The 25,154-nt window shown below is 37.3% G+C and carries 23 protein-coding genes; 5 read left to right on the forward strand and 18 right to left on the reverse strand.

All coding sequences use genetic code 11. From position 1 onward, the window contains the following. Positions 1–12: 12 nt before the first annotated feature. From NAG76_22080 to NAG76_22095, 4 genes are all read right to left on the reverse strand, one after another. Positions 13–1,986, reverse strand: coding sequence for a carbohydrate-binding domain-containing protein (locus NAG76_22080; GenBank protein URN94475.1), 1,974 nt, complete (start codon positions 1,984–1,986; stop codon positions 13–15). A gap of 228 nt (positions 1,987–2,214) precedes the next feature. Further along, positions 2,215–3,366 carry a cation:proton antiporter gene (locus NAG76_22085; protein ID URN94476.1) on the reverse strand — a complete coding sequence of 384 codons (1,152 nt, stop codon included), beginning with the start codon at positions 3,364–3,366 and terminating at the stop codon, positions 2,215–2,217. Positions 3,367–3,405: 39 nt separating this feature from the next. Then, positions 3,406–4,185, reverse strand: coding sequence for a glutamate racemase (murI, locus tag NAG76_22090; protein URN94477.1), 780 nt, complete (start codon positions 4,183–4,185; stop codon positions 3,406–3,408). A gap of 99 nt (positions 4,186–4,284) precedes the next feature. Next, positions 4,285–5,256 carry a D-glycerate dehydrogenase gene (locus NAG76_22095; protein URN94478.1) on the reverse strand — a complete coding sequence of 324 codons (972 nt, stop codon included), beginning with the start codon at positions 5,254–5,256 and terminating at the stop codon, positions 4,285–4,287. Between the two features lie 301 nt (positions 5,257–5,557). Between NAG76_22095 and NAG76_22100 the strand changes: the two genes are divergently transcribed. Together NAG76_22100 and infC are read left to right on the forward strand one after the other, a co-directional pair. After that, on the forward strand, positions 5,558–6,283 hold the full coding sequence (locus NAG76_22100; protein ID URN94479.1) for a Crp/Fnr family transcriptional regulator: 726 nt from the start codon (positions 5,558–5,560) through the stop codon (positions 6,281–6,283). An 18-nt stretch (positions 6,284–6,301) separates the two neighbouring features. Then, on the forward strand, positions 6,302–6,781 hold the full coding sequence (gene infC, locus NAG76_22105) for a translation initiation factor IF-3 (GenBank protein ID URN94480.1): 480 nt from the start codon (positions 6,302–6,304) through the stop codon (positions 6,779–6,781). Positions 6,782–6,884: 103 nt separating this feature from the next. Here the strand turns inward: infC and nrdR are convergent, their stop codons facing one another. Continuing rightward, entirely contained in the window at positions 6,885–7,361 is a 477-nt protein-coding gene (gene nrdR, locus NAG76_22110) for a transcriptional regulator NrdR (GenBank protein ID URN94481.1), read from the reverse strand. A gap of 95 nt (positions 7,362–7,456) precedes the next feature. Here nrdR and NAG76_22115 point away from each other — a divergent pair, with 95 nt between their 5' ends. Then, the gene (locus tag NAG76_22115; GenBank protein URN94482.1) at positions 7,457–7,672 is read left to right on the forward strand and encodes an alpha/beta-type small acid-soluble spore protein; all 216 of its coding nucleotides are present in this window, start codon (positions 7,457–7,459) and stop codon (positions 7,670–7,672) included. A 184-nt stretch (positions 7,673–7,856) separates the two neighbouring features. Here NAG76_22115 and NAG76_22120 read toward each other — a convergent pair whose 3' ends face one another. The 11 genes from NAG76_22120 to NAG76_22170 form a co-directional block, all read right to left on the reverse strand. Then, positions 7,857–8,426, reverse strand: a complete 570-nt coding sequence (locus NAG76_22120; protein URN94483.1) for a lytic transglycosylase domain-containing protein — start codon at positions 8,424–8,426, stop codon at positions 7,857–7,859. Continuing rightward, positions 8,423–9,019, reverse strand: coding sequence for a dephospho-CoA kinase (gene coaE / locus NAG76_22125; protein URN96907.1), 597 nt, complete (start codon positions 9,017–9,019; stop codon positions 8,423–8,425). The genes NAG76_22120 and coaE overlap by 4 nt, the downstream gene beginning before the upstream one ends. Before the next feature lie 141 nt (positions 9,020–9,160). Next, the gene (locus NAG76_22130) at positions 9,161–9,880 is read right to left on the reverse strand and encodes an MntP/YtaF family protein (GenBank protein ID URN96908.1); all 720 of its coding nucleotides are present in this window, start codon (positions 9,878–9,880) and stop codon (positions 9,161–9,163) included. Positions 9,881–10,255: 375 nt separating this feature from the next. Then, entirely contained in the window at positions 10,256–11,086 is an 831-nt protein-coding gene (gene mutM, locus NAG76_22135; protein ID URN94484.1) for a DNA-formamidopyrimidine glycosylase, read from the reverse strand. A gap of 127 nt (positions 11,087–11,213) precedes the next feature. Next, on the reverse strand, positions 11,214–13,892 hold the full coding sequence (gene polA / locus NAG76_22140; protein ID URN94485.1) for a DNA polymerase I: 2,679 nt from the start codon (positions 13,890–13,892) through the stop codon (positions 11,214–11,216). Between the two features lie 125 nt (positions 13,893–14,017). Next, positions 14,018–14,677, reverse strand: coding sequence for a phosphate signaling complex protein PhoU (gene phoU / locus NAG76_22145; GenBank protein URN94486.1), 660 nt, complete (start codon positions 14,675–14,677; stop codon positions 14,018–14,020). A 351-nt stretch (positions 14,678–15,028) separates the two neighbouring features. Beyond that, positions 15,029–15,784 (reverse strand): phosphate ABC transporter ATP-binding protein PstB, encoded by a 756-nt coding sequence (gene pstB / locus NAG76_22150; GenBank protein URN94487.1) that lies wholly within the window; start codon positions 15,782–15,784, stop codon positions 15,029–15,031. Between the two features lie 31 nt (positions 15,785–15,815). Continuing rightward, complete coding sequence (gene pstA, locus NAG76_22155; protein ID URN94488.1) at positions 15,816–16,691, reverse strand: phosphate ABC transporter permease PstA; 876 nt, start codon at positions 16,689–16,691, stop codon at positions 15,816–15,818. A 1-nt stretch (position 16,692) separates the two neighbouring features. Then, a complete protein-coding gene (gene pstC, locus NAG76_22160; GenBank protein ID URN94489.1) occupies positions 16,693–17,637 on the reverse strand; it encodes a phosphate ABC transporter permease subunit PstC in 945 nt (314 codons plus the stop codon). Positions 17,638–17,834: 197 nt separating this feature from the next. Beyond that, the gene (locus NAG76_22165) at positions 17,835–18,854 is read right to left on the reverse strand and encodes a PstS family phosphate ABC transporter substrate-binding protein (protein ID URN94490.1); all 1,020 of its coding nucleotides are present in this window, start codon (positions 18,852–18,854) and stop codon (positions 17,835–17,837) included. A 149-nt stretch (positions 18,855–19,003) separates the two neighbouring features. Then, complete coding sequence (locus NAG76_22170; GenBank protein URN94491.1) at positions 19,004–20,137, reverse strand: methyl-accepting chemotaxis protein; 1,134 nt, start codon at positions 20,135–20,137, stop codon at positions 19,004–19,006. Positions 20,138–20,429: 292 nt separating this feature from the next. Between NAG76_22170 and NAG76_22175 the strand changes: the two genes are divergently transcribed. Further along, positions 20,430–21,308, forward strand: coding sequence for an AraC family transcriptional regulator (locus NAG76_22175; GenBank protein URN94492.1), 879 nt, complete (start codon positions 20,430–20,432; stop codon positions 21,306–21,308). Between the two features lie 66 nt (positions 21,309–21,374). On the opposite strand, the gene NAG76_22180 is transcribed toward NAG76_22175, so the two are convergent. Beyond that, complete coding sequence (locus tag NAG76_22180; protein URN96909.1) at positions 21,375–21,872, reverse strand: TetR family transcriptional regulator C-terminal domain-containing protein; 498 nt, start codon at positions 21,870–21,872, stop codon at positions 21,375–21,377. 209 nt (positions 21,873–22,081) lie between these two features. Here NAG76_22180 and NAG76_22185 point away from each other — a divergent pair, with 209 nt between their 5' ends. Continuing rightward, positions 22,082–23,494, forward strand: a complete 1,413-nt coding sequence (locus NAG76_22185; protein URN94493.1) for a DHA2 family efflux MFS transporter permease subunit — start codon at positions 22,082–22,084, stop codon at positions 23,492–23,494. 718 nt (positions 23,495–24,212) lie between these two features. On the opposite strand, the gene NAG76_22190 is transcribed toward NAG76_22185, so the two are convergent. Next, the gene (locus NAG76_22190) at positions 24,213–24,935 is read right to left on the reverse strand and encodes a response regulator transcription factor (protein URN94494.1); all 723 of its coding nucleotides are present in this window, start codon (positions 24,933–24,935) and stop codon (positions 24,213–24,215) included. Between the last annotated feature and the right edge of the window lie 219 nt (positions 24,936–25,154).

Below are 25,154 nucleotides of genomic sequence, written 5' to 3' on the forward strand. Positions count from 1 at the left end.
CACCGTTAGGCATTATTCTCCATTTGTACCCTCAGGTCTTGTTGGCATCTCTCCGTCTGGCATTGTCATCTCGCCATTTGTACCTTCAGGTCTTGTTGGCATCTCACCATCTGGCATTGCTGGCATCTCACCATTATCATCGCTTCTTCCACCCATTGGACCTCTGCCGCCGCCCATGCCACCACCAAAGCCACCCATTCCGCCTCTGGATGTCGTTATTCCGTTAGCATCTACATATGAAATTTTATCAGCAAGTGTAAAACTTACTATTTTATTACCAAGAGAACCTGTTGTGTCTTCTGCAATATTTAATATGTCATCCAATACCGTTTGACCACCAGAGTACAATGTATAAGATTGACCTTGTTCAATAAGTGGAGAACTAATCATTACGGATTGATAGGTTTTGTCTGGTTCGAAAGCAACGATAATTTCACCTGCTTCATTAGCTAATTGAACAAGTGTATTTGCAGCTTGAGTTTCTGTGTAGTACATTAATAATGCAGCTTGAGTAGATATCTCAGATGGCGCTAGAGCCATGCCACTAGAACCAACAGCTACTAATGTACCTCCTGACATATTGAATGTGCCGTCATAATCTAATGGTCCGTTGCCATTATCCTCAGGTCCATTAACTACTACTGTACCTCCGCTCATCTCAAAATTCCCGTTAGAATCTAAACCATCGCCTTTTGCATCAACTTTAATTTGTCCACCAGTTATTTTCAATAAAGCATCAGATTCTGTAGCAAAGCTAGCTCCACCTCTTCCGCCAAATGCCGATTCATCATTACCACCTGCAACATTAACACCATCATCAGAAGCTATAATTGATATGTTACCGCCATTTACTGTAATTTGATTACCTTCTAGTCCTTCGTAACTTCCATTAATTTGTACAACTCCATCATTAATTGTTAATGCACTGTCCGCATGGAAACCATCATCACCGGTTGTAATCGAATATTGTCCACCATGAACATTTACATTGCCATTACTATGAAAAGCATCATCAGCACTATCAACATTGAATGTACCCTTATACATCGTTAACTCCGTTGCTGACTTAATTCCTTTGGCACTAGTTGTTTCATCAATTTTTGATTCACTACCTTCACCAGATACAATATTGAATTGACCATTTTCGATAACGGCTGCTCCGATAGAATCAATCCCATCGTTGCCAGAAGTGATATCAAATGTACCATCTACGATATATATAGCACCTAATTCCTCAGTATTATCATTAGTCGATTTCATCGCATCGCCGGCTACGTCTAATGTATACTTACCTGTACGAATTGCAAGCACATCTCGACCAATAATACCATCATCCACAGAAGTTACAACATATGTACCTTCTACTAATTTCAAAGTATCTTTTCCAACAATTGCGTCATTAAAGCTCGCATTAACGATTAAAGTTCCTGCTCCATTGATCGAAAGATCATCCTTACTATACAAGGTTCCTGAAGGCTCATCTGCATTATCTTCATACACATAGTCAGAACCGTCTGAAAGACTATTTTGCGTACCTTCAGCTAGCGTAATAATGGTCTTCCCTGCCTTTTCTACATAAATAGCTGCGCTATCTTCATTATGAATAGTTGCTCCATTAAGGATAAGTTTCACATTCCCGTTATTTTCAAGTTTCACATGAATTTGACCATCATTAAGCTCACCACTTACGACATAAGTACCCGGAAGAGCTATCGTAACGGTTGTCCCTTCAATAAACACACCACTTGATGCTGATGTTGTGATCGAATCACCATTTAAAGCAATTTGCTTAGAAGATTTTTCATCCCAGTTACTATCTAAATCCTCCGCATCAAATTCAGCTGACAATACTTTTGACGTTGAACCTTTATCATTCTCAGATGTAATCCCTGTCGTTACTTCGCTAGGATTACTTGTACAACCAGCTAACATTAAACTCATCGTTAGCATTGATATGCCAAGCCATTGGTATATATTCGACTTCATAAACCTCACTCCTATTTCCTAATATAGCCTCAGTTTAAGACTCATAACTTAGAGGTAAATTAGTGTGAACTTAAAGGTTAATGAAAGTTTCGTAATAAAAAACTCGATAAAGAACAAAATGCTGTTCTTCATCGAGTTTTTTCTGAAACTACGTTATTGTTATACATCTAACTATTTCATGATTTCGCCTGAAGTAATTCAACATACTACTGTTTATTTCAATAGTAATTATGCTGTTACTTTCTCATTTTTCGTAAACATAAATTTCAATAAGGGTGGAGTAACGATTGTTGTGACAATAACCATAATAACGATAGATGTAAAGTACTCTGGATGTAATAACTGTGATGAAAGACCGGTTGCTGCAATAATTAACGCAACCTCTCCACGAGATACCATACCCGCTCCAATGATAAGTGCCGGCTTTGAATTAAATCCTGTTAGTCTTGCTCCCACCCAACAACCAATAAGCTTCGTTACAATCGCCATAATCGTTATTATTATTAAAAATCCGATTTGATCGCCAATTCCAACAAATGATACATCAAGTCCAATACTTACAAAAAACACTGGAACGAAAAGTGTATAAGCGATCGGTTCAACTTTGTGTTCAACCGTTTTTCTAAATGGAGTTTGTCCTACAGCAATACCAGCTGCAAATGCTCCAATAATTCCTGCCATATGCATATATTCTGCAAAGTAAGCAAAGCCAAAACAAATAACAATCGCTATTGATATAACAGGCTCTGTCACCTTTAATTTCCCTAAACATTTCATTAATAGCGGTACGATAAATATGCTCGCTAATACAATAATAACAAAGAAAATCACTTTATTAAGTACGAGCATTCCAATTGAACTACCTTCATCTGCACCAGTAAAACTCATCATAAATGCTAATAAAATTACGACAAGTACGTCATCAATAACAGCAGCGCCTAAAATTGTAGCGCCTTCTCTTGAATTCAATTGATCCAATTCCTTCAACACTTGAACGGAAATACTTACGGATGTAGCACAAAATAGCGTTGCAAAGAACAATGAATGATTAGAACTGAATCCAAAGGCCAGACCAACAGTATAACCACCGATAAAAGGCAATATGATACCACCTATGGCAACGGCTAATGCTGATTTCCAAGTTTTTTTCATTTGTTCTATATCTGTTTCAAGTCCTGCAATGAACATAAGTAATAGAACACCTATATTAGCAAACGTAGTTAATAGCTCATCACTTTGTACCCATCCAAATACTGCTGGACCAAGTACGATACCTATTATTAACTTCCCCAGAACAGCAGGTTGACCAAGCTTAACTGAAATATGACCTGAAATTTTCGTTGAAAGTAAAATGATAACGAGTGTAATAATAAATTCCATTTGAATCCTCCCTTATGCAAACACCTGTTGTAATAAGTATCAAAGTTGATTTCGTTGCAAGTAGCTAAGGGCATCCTTCATACGTTCATTATATAATATATCTCCACTCGTGTTATGGAATATCACTTTTCCACTACCTTTACCTCGAGCCATACCGTATCGATGTAATAGTGCAGCAAGACGTCGTACAGTCCCCGTACTACCATCGACAATATCAATATGAGAAGGTAAGATTTCTCGTAATAATGGCTTGAAATAAGGGTAATGTGTACAACCTAGCACAATGATTCCGTAATTTTCTAGATCAAAAGGTGCTAATTGTTCTAAAAAGTACTGTTTCACTTCTTCTGTATCATACTTCATACTTTCACAAAAAGGTACAAGCTTCTCCATTGGTAAAGAATCGACGATTCCGGAATCATCTACACGTGAAACAAGAGCATAGTATTTTGGTAAAGACAGTGTAAGGGGCGTAGCAAATACTAGCACTCTTCGTCCGGTGGAATGATTCATCTCTACTGCAGGCTTAACTGCTGGCTCCATTCCGATAATAGGCAAGTTAGGATACTCGTTTCGTAATGTTTCTACAGCAATGCTTGTAGCTGTATTGCAGGCTATTACAAGTGCGTCTATATCTTGCTTCATCATACCGTGAACGGTGTCAAGAATATAACCATGTACTTCATCTTTTGTTTTTGTTCCATAAGGAACATGCAAAGTATCTGCAACAAAATAATAATCTTCCATTGGTATGCGTCGAACTGCTTCAGATAATACAGTTAACCCACCCATTCCTGAGTCAAAAATACCTATTGTCATTATAATCGTTCCCTTGTACTCAAAATCATCAATGTATTAATCACATGTATTATCATAATACTCTTACTGCAATAGAACAATAACTCCGTATATAAAAACTTATAATAATTCTTTAATAATATTAGCGTCTTCTTTCCCTTGTAAGGCATGAACAAGGTTACGTGCAGCAAGCTTAGCCATATCATGCCTTGTCGCCTCTGTTGCTGATCCAATATGCGGAGTCAGTACAACATTAGATAACTTCAAGAATGGGTGATTGCTCGGTAAGGGCTCCTGTGCAAATACATCTAGGCCGGCACCTCTAATCTGCCCCTGCTGCAATGCATCGATTAGATCCTGTTCTATAACAGTACCTCCACGGGAAGCATTAATAAATATAGCGTCATTTTTCATCCTAGCAAATTGTTCTTTACCAATCATATTTCTACTTTCATCCGTTAAAGGCAACATAATGACGATAAAATCACATTGCTCTAGTAAGTGATCCATTGAAACATACGATAAATCGAATTTCTCTTCCACTTCTATTTTCCGTGAACGATTATAATACATAACATCCATATCAAATCCTAATGATGCTCGTTTTGCAATAACTTCTCCTATACGTCCCATCCCAATAATACCTAATTTACGGTGATGAACATCGATTCCAAATAGCTTTTTCCCTTCATTTCCTTTCCAGTTTCCTTCTTTAATGTATGTATCTAATTGTGCAATTCTACGTGCTGTAGAAAGCATTAGTCCCATAACAAGATCCGCAACCGTATCATCAAGAACATACGGCGTATGCGTTCCAATAATGTTTCGTTGCTTTAACTGTTCTATATCAAAATGATTGTAGCCAACACTCATCGTACTAACAACTTTCAAATTCGGTGCTGCATCTAATAACTTATTATCTATCTTTACAGAACTGCTATTGAAAAAGCCATCGACATCTTGTAAATAATGAAGTAATTGCTCCGGATTACGTTCTTCGTCTTTGCCCCATGTTTTTACAGTACAGTGCTCCTCGAGATATTGCAGCACATCGTGTGGCAATCTTCGATCTACAAATATTAGTGGTTTCATCGTTCTACCCTCTTTCAATATCGCTAATCCTATCGTACTGCAACTTGAAAATGAATACAACGAAAAGAGTTCTTTTGCAGCCTCCCAACTGCAAAAAGAACTCTTCTACATAAGTACCATATTTTTCACTTTAATGGATTGAAAATAGCAGGTATACAAGCTATCATTAAAGGAACTTATATTTTAATATCCTCCTCACTTAATTTTTCCTTCTCCCAAATATAGAATAACAAATTCATAAATTCGATTCTGTAACTCACATTACAAAAAAAATCGAATAATGAATGAAAGGTTGCTTACATTGAAAAAAATAGATACCGTTAAATTACGCGCCTCAATACCATTCTTTCAAGACATCGATCAACAGTTATTAGATCAGCTTACGCCTTATATGAAGGAAGTAAGTTTTACAAAAGGGAATGTTATCTTTCATGAAGGAGATGAAGGTAATCAAATTTTCTTCATTCGAACAGGTATGGTTTGTATATATACATCTAACAAAGCGAAACGTATTACGTTAGCCTACTTAGATAAAGGTGAATATTTCGGAGAAATGGCTTTGATGCAACCTGGCCTCCTACGCTCAGCTACTGCTGAAGCGATGACCTCTGTAAAAGCATATGCTTTGCATCGTGCAGATTTCCAACAGTTAGTCGAGAAAGATCGTAATGTTCCATTTCTAATATTAAACTATACGATGGAACGTCTCCGTAAAGCTAATCAACAAATTTATGATTTAACATTTCTCAATGTACAGCATCGAATAATTCGTCGATTGCTTGATCTTTGCAAAGAATTTGGAAATTTACGTACTGATGGAGCATATCAACTCACTGTTAAAATCACTCATCAACAACTTGCAGACGCTGTGGGAGCAGCTAGAGAGACCGTTTCAAAAGTTTTAATAGATCTTCAAGATCAACAATTAATACTATTTCAGAATAAAAAGCTAATCGTACTCCAATTAGCGCAATTGGAGCAAAAAATAGAAGGCTGGTATTATCCATCTCAACCTATCTCTGAGTAATGAAGGAGTTTCAATGTAATGAATATGCTGATGAACGAAAAGATAAAAGCTTCTGAGGTAGAACTTACAGGGCTTAATGGAGAAAATCTTGGTACGATGACTACAAAAGCAGCGTTAGCATTAGCGAAACAATATAAAGCTGATCTAGTGTGTACAAATTTACTTTCAAGTCCACCTCCTTGTCAATTAATGGCCAAAGGAATGGCGAAGCAAACAAAAAATATAGAGAAGTCGGCAGCTTCTCCAAAAAAAGTTAAAGAAATCCGTTTAACTCCGTATATTGAAGATCATGATTATGATACTAAAATCCGACAATGTGTTTCTTTGCTTCAATCAGGGCATCCAGTTGCTCTAATCGTGAAGATTCAAGGCAAAGAAGGTATCGCTGCCAAAGCTTTACTTGAACGAATGCTCATTACATTAAAAGCAGACGGTACGAAACAAGCAGGGATTCATGTAAGTGGCAAACAGGCTTCGGTAACTGTCCTACCGAAATAGAATACTTAATAAGACATACTAAAGGGTGTAACAGTAGCTCGGACCTACGGATAGGTTTGAACAACTGTTACACCCTTATTATTGTATCTATTCTTTATTACGTCTAATCTGATCTTAGATTAGGATTAGGATTGGATAGAATGCCGTTTAATTCCTTCATAAACATATCAATATCCTTAAATTGACGGTATACAGAGGCAAAGCGAACATATGCTACTTCATCAACAGGATACAATTGAGTCATAACGATCGAACCAATATCACTACTTTCTACTTCAGCATGCGCAGTTGTTCTAAGTTCTTTCTCTACTTCTGAGACGATAACTTCCAAGCGCTCAACTGGAACTGGTCTCTTCTCACAAGCTCGAATCAAACCACGTAATATTTTATCGCGACTAAATTCCTCACGACTTCCATCCTTCTTAATGACAATCAATGGAGTTTCCTCAACCATTTCAAAGGTTGTGAAGCGCCTGCTGCATTGCTCACATTCACGTCTTCGACGGATTGACTTATTTTCGTTAGCTGGACGAGAATCTAAAACCTTCGTACCAGAGTAATCACAGTATGGACATTTCATTTAGAACCCTCCCTTCTTTTACCAATGATAACTTGTAATAAAACATTTAATATCGCACATAATACATTTACCAACCGCGAGGAGGTGAAAATAACATGGCACAAAATCGCAGCAGCAACTCATTGCTTGTCCCTCAAGCAACAGCAGCTCTTGATCGTATGAAATATGAAGTAGCACAAGAGCTAGGAATTGCTATCCCGCAAGATGGTTACTACGGTAACATCACTACGAGAGATGCAGGCTACATTGGTGGTTCTATCACTCGTCGTTTAGTTCAGATTGCTGAACAATCTTTAGCAGGTCAAAGTTAATATTATACCTTGTATAATGAAAACAAGCTTTGGGGCTGTTCTTCTACCAAGAAGACAGTCTCAAGGCTCTTATTCATTTGTCATAATTATGTGCGAATAGAATATCATCTATTTATTTTTATCTACAACAGTATAGCATAAAATATAAAATGCCGTATAGTTGTTGCATCTATCCATAAGTAAATTATAATTGCGGGTACAGTTCTTTATATTTATTATAATAATAAATCACTTTCTGTACATAGCGTCTTGTCTCACCAAATGGAATATCATCTGAAGTAGCAAATTCCCCTGACCAAGTCCCTTGCTCAATCCATTTCGATACATTTCCAGGACCTGCATTATAAGCTGCTATCGCTTTAACTTTCTCTCCGTCAAACTGTTCTAACAAATGATTCAAATACCATGTTCCTAACTCAATATTCATTGTTGGATCATGTAATAATTTCTCTGCCGGAATATGTTCTAAATTCGCTCGCTCAATGATCCAATCCGATGTAGTTGGCATTAACTGCATTAAACCAACTGCCCCTTTTGGTGATTCACGACCTGTTTGAAAATTAGATTCCACTCTAATGACCGCCGCAATAAGATGTGGATCAACATTATATTTTTCGGAGCTTTCAATAATGAGTCCATTGTACTTTACAGGATATAATTTCTGTATAAACCAGTCCGATTTTCCAAATAAAAAAACGATAAAACATACAACAACTACTAATAACAACCGACTTCTGAATTTTTTTCTCTTCATACACTTACCAGCCTTTGAATAAGCTCAACCACTTGCTTCTCTGTTTCCTCAATCGACCCAGAATTATCAATTACATAATCAGCTAACGCTCTCTTCTGTTCAATATCCATCTGAATATCTACTCTAGAAGTCGCTACATCTAGCGTAATGTTATTTCTAGCTACCAACCGCTCTATTTGCATTTTTCTGGGTACGTACACTACAACAATTGCTTCATATAAATGCATCTGATTAGTTTCATACAATAATGGAATATCAGCAACAATAATTGCATCTGGATTTTCATCTTTATAACGGTCTATTGTTGATAACATTTTTGAACGAATAGCTGGATGTGTAATCGATTCTAACTTTGCCAGCTTGTCCTTATCTGAAAAAACAATAGCACCTAAAGCCGCCCTATTAAGACTACCGTTTTCATGTAGTATGGCTTGTCCAAAAAAGGAGGTAATCTCCTTAAGGGCAGGTTGCCCCTGCTCGACAATATCACGAGCAACCTGATCTGCATCGACAAGTAAGGCACCATGCTTAACAAGCAGACTACTAACTGAACTTTTCCCACTTGCAATACCGCCTGTCAAACCAATTAACAATGCACTCACTCCTCCAACTTTTTGTATCATTCATATATTGCTTCTTCTCCGCAAACAAAAAGTACTACGGAAGCATTTACTACTTTTTGTTATCTTCCAAATATACTATCTCGAAAACGAAAAGTACTTCGGAAGCTCATTTTAAAAGAATTTACTAATACCTAGTATAATTAATAATAAGCCGGGTAAGCCACTGAAATATTTCACGATTGGGATATGTGCTAGCTTTTGACCTATTTTGGTTCCTACAATAAGAAATAACGCACTGCATATCGCAATAATGATTGGTGTAACTATTGGATTAAGACCTAGTAAGGCAGCCCCAATACCAGCACCTAATGCATCTAACGATAATGCAATACCAAGCATTATCGCCTCAGAAGAAGAAATTGTTCCTGATGAATCAAAATCTGCTGTTTGCGGCGTACGTAATATTTGAATAACCAGACCGAGTCGCTTTAATTCTACTCGAAAAAGCGTTGCAGTCGTTTGTAAAGAAACTGCATTAATCACATTATGTTCTGATAGATCACTTGTTTGCTCATTATGATTTTCTACTTTTTGCTCTTGCTCTGAGCGCTGTTCTTTTAGACTTTGAAAATATTGATACAACGCCCATAATCCAATTAATACTAGAATACTTGCACCTACATCATTGGCAAGCTGAGGAGACAAATAAGCTGTCAACCAATTACCAGCCAACATCGATACACCAATAACCGCTCCAGAAAAACAAGAAATAATAATTATAGATAAAAAAGGAATTGTTATTTTACGTAATCCGTAAGTAATCCCAACTCCAAAGCTATCTAAGCTAACAGCTATAGCTAGTATAGCCATTGAGGCGAAATGAACGAACAACATGATAGTTCTCCTTCCCACATCGACACTATGCAGTAGACGAATGCCTACGAACGTAACGTATCATATGCAGGTGAAGGAAAATAAGTTACTTTAAAGGTAATTCAAAAAGCGGGCTTTGATAACGATGAAGATGCTAGCGTAGCATACTCGGCTTCGCATCTGAAGCGAACTTGGAAAATACGGTTCGCGTGTACGTAATCATGTACACTTGCGCTTCCGCTTTTCTCAAGTAACGCCTCACCTGCTCGATTCTGAAAGCCCGCTTTTTGAACCTTCATTTTAATTAGGTAGTTCACAACATCTTATCGTATCACGATAAGTATGCAAACCTAGCTTAGTCGGCTGCCAATATTAAACCAATCTACAATACTTTTATTTCAACTTCTGACAATGAGAACAAATATGAGTGCCTCTGCCACCTACTACAAACTTATGAATGGGCCTTGAGCAGTTCGTACATTGTTCACCTTTACGCCCATAGACTAGAAGTTGTTGTTGGAACATGCCCATCTCGCCTTGTCCATTAACGTATGATTTGATAGATGATCCTCCGGCTTCCACCGCTCTCGCTAATGTATCTACAATTGCACTGTGAAGTTTCTTCCATTCCTGAGTTGACAAAGTATCAGGTGTACGTTCAGGATGAATCGCCGCAGTGAATAACGCCTCATCCACATATATATTTCCTAGCCCTACAATTAATTCTTGGTTTAAAAGTAGTGGCTTAATTTTCGAAGTTCGATGTTGCAATTTTTGTTGGAGTACTTTCGCTGTAAATTGTTCATCAAGTGGTTCAATTCCTAATTTACTTAATGGTAAATTCGTCATTTCTTCTCCTGCTTTGAATAGATGCATCGTACCGAATTGACGAATGTCTTTGTATCTAAGCTCAGTACCATCTGTGAAAGTAAACAGTACATGAGTATGTTTCTCTATTTCTTCATCCGCTAGATATAATCCATAACGCCCTTCCATTCGAAGATGCGAAACAAGAACCAGATCATTACAAACTATTCGAATGAACTTGCCTCGTCTTTCAACGGACAAAATTGTTTGACCTACTAGCGCATCACAAAATTGCTCTATTTCTGCTGGTCGTTGAATAATACGTGGAAGTAACACTTTTACCTGCATGATCTGCTTACCTTGGACAAGCTCTGTTAATGTACGGGTCACCGTTTCTACTTCTGGTAATTCTGGCATTACGTTCACCTCAATCTAGTTACAATAATATAAGCAAATAAATTAGTTCAATAAGCGATATTTTCGAACTACCTGTAATAGATGTAAGCATAAGAGTTAAACCCTCCTATGCTTACAATTTCCGTATCTATTTCGCTTCATACCAGCTATTGCCGAAGCTTACATCAGCACGAAGTGGCACATCTAATTGTAGTGCCTCTGACATCACTTGTGGAACTAATTGTTTCATTAGTTCAAGTTCATGTGGAGGAACTTCAAATACTAATTCATCATGTACTTGTAATAACATACGACTTTCTAACTGACGTTCCTTTAACGTTTGCTCCATACGAACCATCGCTAGTTTAATGATGTCAGCAGCAGTTCCTTGAATTGGAGTGTTCATTGCAATTCGTTCAGCGAATGAACGTAAATTAAAGTTTGAAGAATGAATATCTGGAACATAACGACGACGATCAAGTAACGTTAAAATGTAACCATTGCTCTTCGCCTCTGCTACGATATCTTCCATATATTTGCGGACACCACTAAAGATATTGAAATATTGTTCAATAAATTGAGCAGCTTCTTTCCTCGTAATTCCTAAATTCTGAGATAGACCGAAATCACTAATCCCATATACAATTCCGAAATTAACCGCTTTGGCTGAACGACGCATATTACTGTCGACTTCTTCAGCAGTTACGCCAAATACATCCATCGCCGTCTTCGTATGAATATCCATATTATGAATAAACGCTTCTTTCAATTTCTCATCGCCCGAAATATGAGCCAATACACGTAGCTCAATTTGTGAGTAATCCGCTGCTAATATCGTCCAACCGGCTTCAGAAGGAACAAATGCTTTTCGAATCTTTCTTCCTTCTTCCAGTCTAATTGGAATGTTTTGCAGGTTAGGGAACTGACTACTAAGTCTACCTGTAGCAGCGATCGTTTGACGATAGTACGTATGAATCTTTCCAGTTGTAGGGTTAACCTCTTTCAATAATCCTTCAACATAAGTTGATTGAAGCTTTGAAAGCTGCCTGAAATTCAAGATATGAGCAATAATCGGATGGTAAGGTGCTAGTTCTTCTAACACTTCTGCATCAGTAGAATATCCTGTTTTTGTTTTCTTCTTTGCAGGTAGAGATAACTTTTCGAAAAGGACTTCTCCTAATTGCTTCGGTGAACTAATCTTGAATTCCATTCCTGCTAATTCATAAATACTCGCTGTAATTAGTTTCAGTGCAGCTTCAAGCTCGACACCTTGATTTTCTAATTCACTACTTGCTACCTTAATTCCTTGCAGCTCCATCTTCGCAAGAATACGTGATAATGGCCCTTCAAGATCGTAATATAGAGAAAGCATAGACATCTGTTCTAATTCTTCATTCAATAGCGGAACTAGTTTTTCGACCGTTCTAGCTTTCAACGCAAGATGCTGGAATAGCTTCTCATCCTCAGGTAACTTCAACTTCGCACCTTTACCATATACTTCATCATCTGAAGCTAGTCCGTATACGTTGTGTCGCTCAGCTATCGTATATAGCAGTTGGTTACCGTCAGTAGGATCTAATAAGTAAGCAGCCAGTTGCACATCAAATTTCGCACCACCAAGCTTCACGCCAATCCAGCTTAAAACCAATTCGGATTTGTGAAGATCGTATCCGTACTTAGGCTTGTCTTCATTAGAAAGCCACTCGCAGAAAGGTTGTAAAAGCGGCTCAGTCAATTGATCTTTCGCAATAACATACACATCATCTTGGAAGGAGATAGATAAACCTTCAAAGCTTGCTTGATGTGGATTATCTCCTATTGCTTCTATAAACAAGCCATGCTCAGCACTTTGCTCAATTGCTTGCATAAGCTCATTCACTACACTCGCATCATTGTCATTGGCGATTACATGAATACGTAATGACTCAAGAGCAGAGCGAGCTTCTTCCGCAGAAGAACCACTCTCAGCAGATAATTGTAATCGTTCAATGAGAGATTTGAATTCTAACTTTTGCAATTGCTCAGCAAGCTGGTTATGATCGTAACCATTAAATTGCATTTGATCTTCATTGTGTTCAAGCGGAACTTCGCGGAAGATCGTCGCTAATTTCTTACTCATAATAGCTGATTCTTGATTGTTTGTTAGATTCTCTTTCAATTTCCCTTTTTGTGCATCAAGATTAGCTAATACTTCTTCCACGCTAGGGAATTGATGTAATAATTTAAGCGCAGTTTTCTCACCTACACCAGGTACTCCTGGAATATTATCTGAAGTATCGCCCATTAGACCTTTTAGATCAATAATTTGCAGTGGAGTTAATCCATATTTCTCAGAAATCGTTTCTGGAGAATATAATTCGATCTCACTAACTCCTTTTCGAGTAAGAGCAATGGTGACATTCTCTGAAGCAAGCTGTAACATATCCTTATCTCCAGAAATTACCATCACTTCTACACCTTGTTCATCTGCCTTTTTCGTTAGAGTACCAATAATATCGTCGGCTTCGTAACCAGACAATTCATACTGCTGAATCCCAAAAGCCGTGATAAGCTCTTTTAATATAGGAAATTGTTGTGATAACTCAGGAGGAGTTTTTTGACGTCCACCTTTATAATCCTCGAATTGTTCATGTCTAAAGTTAACTTTACCTGCGTCAAATGCTACAAGAATATGACTTGGCTTATGTTCTTCAATCAGCTTCAAAAGCATGGTCGTAAAACCATATATCGCGTTTGTATGCATGCCTGAAGAATTCGTAAGAGGTGGCATTGCAAAAAATGCACGATATGTAATACTATTTCCATCAATTAACATCCATTTACTCATATGTGAAGCTGCACCTCATTCTATTAACAATTTAGTTCATTTTCTTACTATGTTACTATGATACCACAAAAAGGACCTTCCCTAATCATTACGATTATGGGAAAGTCCTAATTTGTTCATTATTTTTATGCATTTAGATCAGGTCTTTTCCCAGTTACAAGGTAGACCACACTTTCACCGATATTTGTCGCATGATCTCCAAAGCGCTCCATATATCGTCCAACAAAGCTTAACAACTGAGCTTGCGCAATATTACGTGGATTTTCCATCATAAGAAGTAGTAATTCACGCATCATTTGACCATAAAGCGCATCTACTTGATCATCATCTTTAGCCATCTTATAAGCAAGATCAACATTCTCATGAACAAACGATTGAATCGCCTCGTAAGTCATGTTACGAATTATTTCCCCCATACGTGGCAAATCAATAATAGGTTTAATTAAAGTTTCTCCATCAATCTTAATTACAGCTTTAGCAACATCAAGTGCAAGATCACCCATACGTTCAAGATCATTAGCAATACGGAATGCTGCAATAATTCTGCGCAAATCTTTGGCAACTGGCTGTTGCGTAGCAATTAACTTCAAGCCTAACTCAAGAATCTTCTCTTCCATGTCATTGACATGAATGTCAGCTGCAACAACTTCTTTGGCCTGCTCAATATTATTATTCTTTAACGCAGTAACAGCCTTATCAATGGCACCTTCAACTAACTCTCCCATTTCCACAAGCCATTGATTCAACTGTTCAAGCCCTTGATCAAACTCTTTACGCATTATCACTTAGTTTCCTCCCCATATATGAAGCCATAATAAATTCAATAATTAACTAACAAGAAGCTCACGAAGCCGCGAGTCTTTGAACATTCCATGAGGATAGTTCAATAGGAGCCACGAAGCCGCGAGTCTTTGAACATTCCGAGTAGGAAGGTTCAATAGGAGCCCCAGACCCACCAGAGATGTCCAACATCCTTCGAAGCATAGATCACTTGTCAGTACCAAGAAGATGACATGAAGCTAGTGAAGCGAAGCGCGGAGTGTACGTTATTGGTACACGAGCACTGGAACAAACGATGAATGGCATCTTCGCCGTCGAATAACCATCATGAGCATAATCATCGTAATCACAAGTGATCAGCCGAAGCGGCCAGAGATGTAGTCCTCCGTACGCTTATCCCCCGGATTAGAGAACAACTTCTCGGTTTCGTCGAACTCAACAACCTCGCCATTTAAGAAAAATACCGTTTGATTAGATACACGAGCTGCCTGATGCATATTATGAGTAACCATTACGATCGTATATTTATCACGTAGATCTTGAACAAGCTCTTCAATTTTCAGAGTTGAAATAGGATCAAGAGCAGAAGTAGCTTCATCCATTAACAAGATGTCAGGGTTAACAGCTAGTGCACGTGCAATACATAAACGTTGCTGTTGTCCACCTGAGATCGATAGCGCTGAACGTTTCAAGTGATCCTTCACTTCATCCCAAAGTGCAGCTGATTTTAAGCTTGTTTCTACAATCTCATCTAACTCTTTCTTGTTTGTTGTGCCGTGAAGACGTGGACCATATGCGATATTATCATAAATCGATTTAGGGAATGGATTGGGCTGTTGGAACACCATACCTACTTTTTTGCGCAGCGTTTCTACGTCAACTTCATTAGAATAGATATCCGTACCACTAATAGTTAGTTGACCTTCGATTCGAGTTCCAATAATCATATCGTTCATACGATTAAGCGTGCGAAGTAATGTAGATTTACCGCAACCTGATGGTCCGATAAAAGCAGTTACTGCTTTTTCAGGAATCGTTAAATTCACCTTCTTCAACGCATGGAAATCTGTATAGTATAAATCTAAGTCTTTTGCTTCAATCAATGTAGCCATAATTCATTCCCTCATTTCTGATCGTAATTAATTAAAATTTCTTCTGATATCTGTTACGAATAATTACTGCTGAGATATTTAACAAGATCAGTATAGCTAGCAAAATAATAATTGCACTTGCTCCTAAATCTTTGAATTCTACTTGTGGTCTAGAAATCCAGTTGTAAATTTGGATAGGCATTGCTGTAAATGCATCTGTAAGACTTTGTGGTAGAAAAGCAACATAAGTTGATGCACCAACAATAATTAGTGGCGCAGTTTCACCAATCGCACGTGACACCGCTAGAATGACTCCCGTTAATATCCCTGGAATAGATGAAGGTAGTACGGAACGTGATACGGTTTGCCACTTCGTAGCCCCTAAAGCGAAAGAAGCATCTCTTCTCGAACGTGGTACTGCACGAATTGCCTCTTGGGAAGCAACGATAATAACTGGTAATACTAGTAACGTCATCGTTAACGCACCTGATATTAAACTTTTCTCTAGTCCTAACATACGGACAAACAATGCAAGACCTAAAATACCGTATACGATAGATGGAACACCAGCTAGTGTACTAATATTCAATTGAACCAATCGTGTAAACTTATTTTTCGGAGCATACTCTTCAAGATATATAGCAGCACCTACACCCATTACAAAAGATAGAGGAATTAGGATCAATAGAATGTAAAGTGATCCCATCAAACCTGATTTCATCCCAGCATTTTCTGCTTTACGTGATGGGAAGTTAGTAAACAAGTCAGGAGATAAATGTGCCCAACCATCGATAATAATATCAATAATTAGCACTGTTAATGCAATAATCCCAACTGATGTAGCTAGTAAGAAAATTGTATGCAATAATTGATCTTTGAGACGACGATTAGCGATTTGCTTTCGATTTGCATCTTGAAAAATATTCATCTTAGTACTCCTCTCTAAAGCGTCTTGAAATGTACTGAGCAAGGATATTCAACAAGAAGGTAAAGATGAACAATGTCATACCTACTGCAAAGATTGATCCATATTCTACACTTCCACGCGCTACATCACCCAAGCTTACTTGTACAATGTAAGCAGTCATCGTTTGAATACTATCCAAAGGGTTAAATGTTAAGGTTGGTGTAGAACCTGCTGCCAGTGAAACAATCATCGTTTCACCTAAAGCTCTAGAGAAGGCAAGAACAGCTGATGAAACAATGCCTGAAAATGCAGCTGGTACAACGATTTTCAATGCTACCTCAAATCTAGTTGCTCCTAAAGCGTAAGCGCCATCTCTTAAAGTTCTTGGTACTGCACTCATAGCATCTTCACTTAATGAACAGATCATTGGAATAATCATAATCCCGACAGCAATACCAGCGCTTAACGCGTTGTATACACCCGCTCCTGGGAAAATATACTGTATAACAGGAGTAATGATACTAATTGCAAAGTATCCATACACAATGGTAGGAACACCTGCTAATACTTCGAGAATTGGCTTTACAATTCTCCTAACTTTATCCGGAGCATATTCAGATAAATATATAGCGCTAGCTAATCCAATTGGTAAAGCTACAACAATTGCGATCGTTGTAATCATTAAAGTACCAGTAAGTAGCGGTAAAATACCGAAGCTTTGTGGCTGGATGAGTGCAGACCATTTTGTTCCAAATAAGAAGTCCTGAATAGGGACAACTTTGAAGAAATTGATTGTTTCAGATAAAAGCGTGATCACAATGCCTATCGTCGTTAGAACGGATACAATCGCACATAAAAATAGTAGTACAGGCATCACTTTATTCATTATGCTTACACGACTATTTTTAAATGGATTGCTATACTCATTAGCATCTGCGCTCAATGTCGACTGTGTCTTGTTCGGCATTTACTTTGCCTCCCTTATTGTTTACAATTCTTTAACATATTGTTGAAAAAAAAGAGATGCCGCGAGACACCACCTTTTTCTCTTTTAATTCTTGTTCAAAAAGCAGACATTCAGCTTCGATGTTAATATAGCTTTCTACGTTACTTTGTTATCAAAGTCTGCTTTTTGAACTACCTCTATTACAATTTTCAATGTACTTATTTAATAAGCGCTTCAACATTTGCAAGTTGCTTAGCATACTCTTCATCTGGAAGACCTACATAACCAACCTCAGCAGATAGTTCACCAGCATTTTGCACATAGAATTTCATGAACTCAGCAACTTCTGGACGAGCCATTTCAGCATTGTTTACATAGATGTAAAGTTCACGAGATAGTGGAGAATAAGAATTATCTTTGATTGTATCGAAAGTTGGAGTAACTGGACCATTACCTCCATCAATTGGAACAACTTTTAATGTATCTTGGTTAGCTTCATAGTAAGCAAATCCGAAGTATCCAATGCCGTTAGGAGTACCAGCAACACCCGTTACAAGTGTATTGTCATCTTCTGAGAAAGTAACGCCATCCGTTTTCATTGAAACGTCTTTTAATGCAACTTCAGCGAAGTAGTCATAAGTACCAGAATCTGCACCTGGGCTATAGATTACAATTGGTTTAGCTGGCCATTCAGCACGAATGTCAGACCAGTTAGTAGCATTACCTTCAACAGAGAAGATTTTAGTCAACTCTTCAATTGTTAAGTGGTCAATGAAATCATTTTCTTTACTTACTACTACAGAAAGACCATCGTATGCTACAGTAACTTGTGTATATTCGATACCAGCCGCTTTAGCAGCTTCTACTTCTTTATCTTTCATTGGACGAGATGCATCAACGATTGCAATTTCTCCAGCAATGAATTGCTCCATACCGCCACCAGTACCAGAAACACCTACTGGAACACGTACATCTTTATGAACAGCGTTGAATTCTTCAGATACAGCTTCTGTAATTGGGAATACAGTAGAAGAACCATCTATTTTAATTTCACCGCTAAGCTTAACTTCCGGAGTTACCGGCTCATTTGTAGTATTGCCTGCTGTTGCATTGTTTGTTGTGTTGTTAGTTGAGTTATTTGCTGCACCTTCGTTTGTATTACCACACGCTGCAGTGAATACTAGCATTGCTGCCATTGTGAATGTAAGAATTCCTTTAATTGTCTTGTTCTTAATCAACTTAACCACTCCTCAGTTTTAGTTTCCCTCTTTGTTTAAGCATTTATTTATTATTGCTTACAGGTTTAATATTACTAATAGATTGTTAATCTCGTATTTTTATAATGTAAACACTATGTAAAATATTTTTACAAACATCATTGCAATGTTTACATATTCATCTCATTAAGTTTCTTCAACTCATTGACTGTTTTATTCGCTTGATCATTAGCATGTAATGCCTGTTCACCAATCAGTTGCAGGTTATTCTTATTCTCAGCAACCATTTTGAATAATGATAAAAATATCGATTCTGTATCTGAGATTAGCTTGTCACTTTGTAAACCTATTTGTAATCCTTCATCAGTAATCTCTACAGTATCCTTTACAACATCAACGATCTTTTCAACGGAATGAGATATTTTTGATGCAGATTGTTTCGTTTGTCCTGCCAAATTCATTACCTCTTGAGCAACAACAGTAAATGCTCGACCGTGCTCTCCTGCTCTGGCTGCTTCGATCGTTGCGTTGATCGCTAACAAATTACTTTGCTCTGACAGTTCATGAACGATTGAAGTTATTTTCTTAATTTCGTTAACACTACTTTGAAGCTCTGTAATTTGTGATTGTTGCTTCCTTGCATTTAAGCTGATAATTTCTAGTGTGTTCGTTAACTTTTGAAGCATTGTCTTGCCTTCTAATGTGAAATTAACCATTTCATCGGATTTCTCACCACTAATTTTTGCTGCTTGTCCCACGTTAACAATCTCGTTAACAATTCGCTTAATTCGTTCTTGCGACGAATAGATCAAATACTGTTGTTCTTCCTTTAGTTTGTGTTGTAGTTGATTAGACAACTGAAGCAAGCTAGACATTGTTAATATTCCTTCAACAATTTGTCCATCAGTTACGATGACACAGTCGTATAGACGATCACCCTTACGACTCAATGCCAATTCTATAATTGAATTAGGTGATTCTCTTCTATCTACTATTAAAGGCTCTTTATCTGCTAATTTCTCAATTGGTTTTTCACTAAACAAATCTGCACTAAAACGTTGACTTAATCGTCTAAATAACTCATTGCGCATCATTAAACCTAGAGGTCTACTTAACCCATCTACAATAACGACACACTCATGTTCTGGATTATTACGAAATATTGCTAACGTTTGCTCGCAGTTCATATCCGGTGATATGCAAGGTGTTTTGGATATAACGTTTATTAACAATTGATGTTCTTGTTGAAATTGAGATGTTTCATTTAACTTTGTATTCACTACTTTTTCTGACACAGCCTGCATCATTTCATCTCCTTCACTTCGGATCATAATAAGGTTACTATAGATGAGAAGCGTTAGCGTACATGCCAAAGTTTGTAAAGTTATTATTAAAATTTCTTGTTTAAGGACATAATTTGATTCAATTATGTATTGCTATGTGGTTGATGAGTTATATAATTAGGATAGTTAAGTCAAGCTTTCGTTATACTTTTCATTCGATAGAAGTATAGTCGAGACATAAATGAAAAGTTTAAGTACTTTTCTTACATTGAAGCAGTCTGTGAAGTAACAAAAAGTTTAAGGAGTGGTTATGTTGGAGGCAGTTAACGAGCGAGTATCATATGATAACCCTCTTTTAAGTATTAAAGTATTTCAAACTCATCGCGAGCATAATACTAGGACTGATTGGCATCACCATAAACAACTTGAATTAATTTTAATATTGAAAGGCCAATTAGATATTTACATGGAAGCTGAAAGTATGATCATGAAAGCTGGAGATGTATGTATTATTGGCACATCTGAACTTCATCGTGATTACTGCTCAGAAGATCTTGATTATATAGTCGTACAGTTTGATCTGGAGCACTTCTTCGATCAAGGATCAATTTCATATATGCGCTATTTCTCAGAAACACATATACCTTTAAGCCAAGCTAATTATATTTTTCATGAAAATGAAGCAGTCAAGCAAGAAACTGCAAACTGCATTAGTCAAATACTGCATGAAGCCTCTACTCGCCAGCGAGGATATGAAATCGCTGTTAGTATTCTAATTAAGCAAATTTTGTTAATTCTATTACGCAATGATCATAAGAAGGTACTTGCAGAGCAAGATTCATTCGATAAAGTAAGATTGAAACCAGTGCTCGATTATGTCGAGGAACATCTTACTGATCGCATTCAAGTAGAAGAAGTGTGTCGAATAGCGAACATGAGCTACTACTACTTCGTAAAATATTTCAAAAAATCAATTGGCTTTTCATTCACGGAATATGTAAATTACAGAAAAGTGAAACGAGCTGAAAGATTATTGCTTACAAAAGATATTAGCATTACTGAAATTGGCGAAAAAATTGGGATGCCGAACATGGCTCATTTCTATAAAATGTTCAAAAAACATAATGATTGTTCACCTAAGCAATATCAGAAAAAGATGTTGCAATGGAAACCAGACCATCAAAGCGAATAATATCAAACAAAAGAGCAGTTTCTACGACTTCGTAGAACCTGCTCTTTTGTTTGTCGAGAATTTTACTCAACGCTTGTACAATATCTGAATATGTTCTGCAATGTATTCAGAACTATAATTTAATCCATTTTTTAACCACCACATAATAATGCCTACTAATGATGACGCTTTGATGTCAATATCAACATATTTTTTAGTAGGAGATTTAATAATATTATCTCTTCTGGAACTAATTAATCTTCTCATTAGCACAAAGAGTTGCCCTTCGAATTGTTCTACTTTGAATAATACAAGTAGATGTTGCCGCTGATTATATAAATAATCGAGTAAAAGAATGAGTTGCTTACTCTCTGATATATCTTGTGTCTGAATTAGTAAATCAATCTTTTGAGATAATCCCTGTACAATTTCTTCTGTTAGCCCAGTGATTAAATTAGGAATATCTTGATAATGCAAATAAAAGGTCGTGCGGTTTAATGAAGCTTGCTGTGTCACTTTCTGTACTGTTAAATCATTAACTGTGTACCCTTCTTGTAATAGTACAAGTGCCGCATTTTTAATCATTTCTCTTGTACGAATAGTACGAGGATCTTCTTTTCTATACAATTCATCACCCTCTGTCTAATAAATCTAATTTATAGGACATATATAGAGTCCATGCCGAGTTGTCGACAATGTGCAGCATATTGTTTATTGTAACAAACACAGGAAATTGTTAATGTATTTTATAGACATAGTGTCGATGAAATCATCATAACTTAAGGAGAAATTATATGCAATTGGAAGTTAAGAAAAACACTAAGAAACTACTGTTAATTGTAATGATAGCAGGTTGTTTTTTGTCAACGTTAAATCAAACGTTACTCAATGTAGCCCTTAGTGATTTAATGGTTATTTTTAATGTAGCACCAGCAACGATTCAATGGTTAGCGACAGGATTTATGTTAGTGAATGGTATAATGGTGCCACTAACTGCATTTTTTATGAAGCGATTTACTACGCGTCAATTATTTATTAGCTCAATGCTCTTTATATTAATAGGTTCTATTGTTAGTGCATGCGCAATGAATTTTGGAGTGTTGCTAACGGGACGAATGATTCAAGCTGCAGGGGCAGGTATTATCATACCATTAATGATGACGGTCATTTTATATTTATATCCAGTAGAAGAACGTGGTGCTGCCATGGGGAAAGTTGGATTTGCGATTATCTTTGCACCTGCAATAGCACCGACCATAGCAGGCTATATATTGGAATATGTGTCTTGGAGATGGCTCTTTATTGGATTAATCCCATTCATATCCATCATAATTTTATTAGCCTATAAGTATTTATTCAATGTAGCAGAAACATCAAAAGTAAAACTTGATGTTTTGAGTGTCATTTACTCGTCAGTTGGTTTTGGCTTTTTACTATTTGGCTTTAGTAGTGCAGGTAGTAGAGGTTGGGGAGATTGGCTAGTGATCACTACAATTGCTGTAGGACTTGGTACTACTGTACTATTTTATAAACGTCAAATTGCTTCAAACGATCCATTACTAAATATGTCTGTGTTTAAATATAAAATGTTTACAATGACAACGATTGTTAATATTGCAGTAACTATTCTAATGTATGCCGATTTAATTTTACTACCGATTTATTTGCAGGACGGTCAAGGCTTTACTGCATTAGAAGCAGGATTGTTACTATTGCCTGGAGCAATTATCAATGCATTTTTATCTCCGGTTACAGGAAAGCTCTTTGACAAGTATGGTGCGAAACCGTTATTTATTATAGGGATGAGTTTAATTGCATTTTCCATGTGGAGTGTTATCGATCTAACTTCTTCTACTACGTATATGTATGTATTAGTACGTACGATTATTTTGCGAATAGGTTTAAGTTTTATTACAATGCCTTTGAATACTGCAGCATTAAATGCTCTACCAAGAGAACTAGGAGCGCATGGCTCTGCCATTAATAATACCATTCGTCAGTTAGCAGGTGCAGTCGGAACAGCTGTCATTGTCACAATCTATACCATTCAATCACTATCTCATGCAAAAGGTTCAAATGCAGGACAGATATCGGCTGCAAGTGACACGTACTTCTATATGTTGTTAATTGCTATTGTAGGTTTAATAATAGTCTTCTTTGTACCAAAAAAGACTTCTATGGTACAAGAAAAAGACAGCATGAACTAATCACTTTATTGATACTGAAAAGCCATACTAAATCGCTTTTAAGAAAAGCAACTATCCACAAACAGGGAAAAAATCCCTGTTTGTGCCTCAGAGCTTAAGCCACGCAATCCTGAAAGTACAATTCGCTTACGAAGTAGGCGAATCTTTGAACATTCATTCCAAAGGAAAGTTCAATAGGAGACCCGCTTCCCACGACTCACCCACAAATCTGTGCAATCCTGAAAGTACAACCCGCTTACGAAATAGGCGAATCTTTGGACATTCCAAAGGAAAGTTCAATAGGAGCACCGCTTCCCTGAACTCACCCTCAAATCTGTGCAATCCTGGAGACACAACCCACTTACGAAATAAGCGAATCTTTGGACATTCCAAAGGAAAGTTCAATAGGAGCACCGCTTCCCTGAACTTACCCTCAAATCTGTGCAATCCTGAAAGTACAATCCGCTTACGGAATAGGCAAATCTTTAGACATTCCAAAGGAAAGTTCAATAGGAGCCCCTCTTCCCTGAACTCACCCTCAAATCTCTTTAAAACCCCGAAGCATGATCGGTTGTCAGCACCGAGAAGATGACATGAAGATAGTAAAGTGAGTAGCGCAGCGTACGTTTTGTGTACGTGAGCACACGGAACAAGCGATGAATGGCATATTCGACGTCGAATAATCTACGTAGCGATACATCGTGATCACAATCGATCCAAAAGAAAAAGCTTGTACATCCTATTTCAAGGGCTGCACAAGCTTCTTCGGCATCACAAGTTTATATCCGACACCACGGATAGATTCAATTCTTACAGATTGCTGTTCAAGTTCTAGCTTTTTACGTAATGAACTTACGTGGACATCTACTGTTCGCTGACCACCAATGTAATCGAAGCCCCACACAACATTCATGAGATCGTCGCGACTTATTACCATACCTGGACGTTGAACAAGATATAATAACACTTCAAATTCTTTTGGTCGTAGTGAAATAGGTTGTCCCTGCACGTTGACCTCATACTTTTCTGGATAAATAGACAGTTCCCCAGCTTGAATCACTTTCTCGTTAGATAAAAGTGGTTTCGGGTCCTCGTTTTGCGTTCTTCGTAAAACTGCCGATACACGTGCAAGAAGTTCCGCAACACCAAATGGTTTCGTAATATAGTCGTCTGCACCATGTTTTAATCCTTGTACGACTTCTTCTTCTGCATTACGAGCTGTTAGAATAACAACTGGAGTTCGCACATTATTCTGATGTAGTCGATTCAAAATCTCAAAACCATTCATACCTGGAAGCATGATATCCAAAATAATTAGATCAAAATTTCCTTGTAACGCGGCTTGCAGGCCATCTCCACCATGTTCAATCACAGTTGTGTCATAGCCTTCTTGAATTAAATTATAAGATAACAACCTTGATAATGTCGGTTCATCCTCGATAACTAATATCTTATTCGACATGTTCCTACCTCCAAAAGCTACACGTACAATAAGCCGCATGCATTATTTCTATTTAACAGTGTAACATTAATATAAAAGTTAGGTAAATATAAATATTAAGCATGTTCAAAACATTCGCTTGTCAGTACCGAGAAAATGCCATGAAGCTAGTTACGCGCGGAGCGGAGTGTACGTTATTGGTACACGAGCACTACAGCAAGCGATGAATGGCAGCTTCGA

Origin of the sequence: Candidatus Pristimantibacillus lignocellulolyticus, assembly GCA_023639215.1 — a bacterium.
Lineage (GTDB): Bacteria > Bacillota > Bacilli > Paenibacillales > Paenibacillaceae > Pristimantibacillus > Pristimantibacillus lignocellulolyticus.

Bases quoted from the DNA above. Each gene is read 5' to 3' on its own strand.
- NAG76_22080 (URN94475.1), bottom strand. From the start codon at position 1,986: ATGAAGTCGAATATATACCAATGGCTTGGCATATCAATGCTAACGATG.
- NAG76_22085 (URN94476.1), bottom strand. From the start codon at position 3,366: ATGGAATTTATTATTACACTCGTTATCATTTTACTTTCAACGAAAATT.
- murI (URN94477.1), bottom strand. From the start codon at position 4,185: ATGACAATAGGTATTTTTGACTCAGGAATGGGTGGGTTAACTGTATTA.
- NAG76_22095 (URN94478.1), bottom strand. From the start codon at position 5,256: ATGAAACCACTAATATTTGTAGATCGAAGATTGCCACACGATGTGCTG.
- infC (URN94480.1), top strand. From the start codon at position 6,302: ATGAATATGCTGATGAACGAAAAGATAAAAGCTTCTGAGGTAGAACTT.
- nrdR (URN94481.1), bottom strand. From the start codon at position 7,361: ATGAAATGTCCATACTGTGATTACTCTGGTACGAAGGTTTTAGATTCT.
- NAG76_22115 (URN94482.1), top strand. From the start codon at position 7,457: ATGGCACAAAATCGCAGCAGCAACTCATTGCTTGTCCCTCAAGCAACA.
- NAG76_22120 (URN94483.1), bottom strand. From the start codon at position 8,426: ATGAAGAGAAAAAAATTCAGAAGTCGGTTGTTATTAGTAGTTGTTGTA.
- mutM (URN94484.1), bottom strand. From the start codon at position 11,086: ATGCCAGAATTACCAGAAGTAGAAACGGTGACCCGTACATTAACAGAG.
- polA (URN94485.1), bottom strand. From the start codon at position 13,892: ATGAGTAAATGGATGTTAATTGATGGAAATAGTATTACATATCGTGCA.
- pstB (URN94487.1), bottom strand. From the start codon at position 15,784: ATGGCTACATTGATTGAAGCAAAAGACTTAGATTTATACTATACAGAT.
- pstA (URN94488.1), bottom strand. From the start codon at position 16,691: ATGAATATTTTTCAAGATGCAAATCGAAAGCAAATCGCTAATCGTCGT.
- pstC (URN94489.1), bottom strand. From the start codon at position 17,637: ATGCCGAACAAGACACAGTCGACATTGAGCGCAGATGCTAATGAGTAT.
- NAG76_22170 (URN94491.1), bottom strand. From the start codon at position 20,137: ATGCAGGCTGTGTCAGAAAAAGTAGTGAATACAAAGTTAAATGAAACA.
- NAG76_22180 (URN96909.1), bottom strand. From the start codon at position 21,872: ATGATTAAAAATGCGGCACTTGTACTATTACAAGAAGGGTACACAGTT.
- NAG76_22185 (URN94493.1), top strand. From the start codon at position 22,082: ATGCAATTGGAAGTTAAGAAAAACACTAAGAAACTACTGTTAATTGTA.
- NAG76_22190 (URN94494.1), bottom strand. From the start codon at position 24,935: ATGTCGAATAAGATATTAGTTATCGAGGATGAACCGACATTATCAAGG.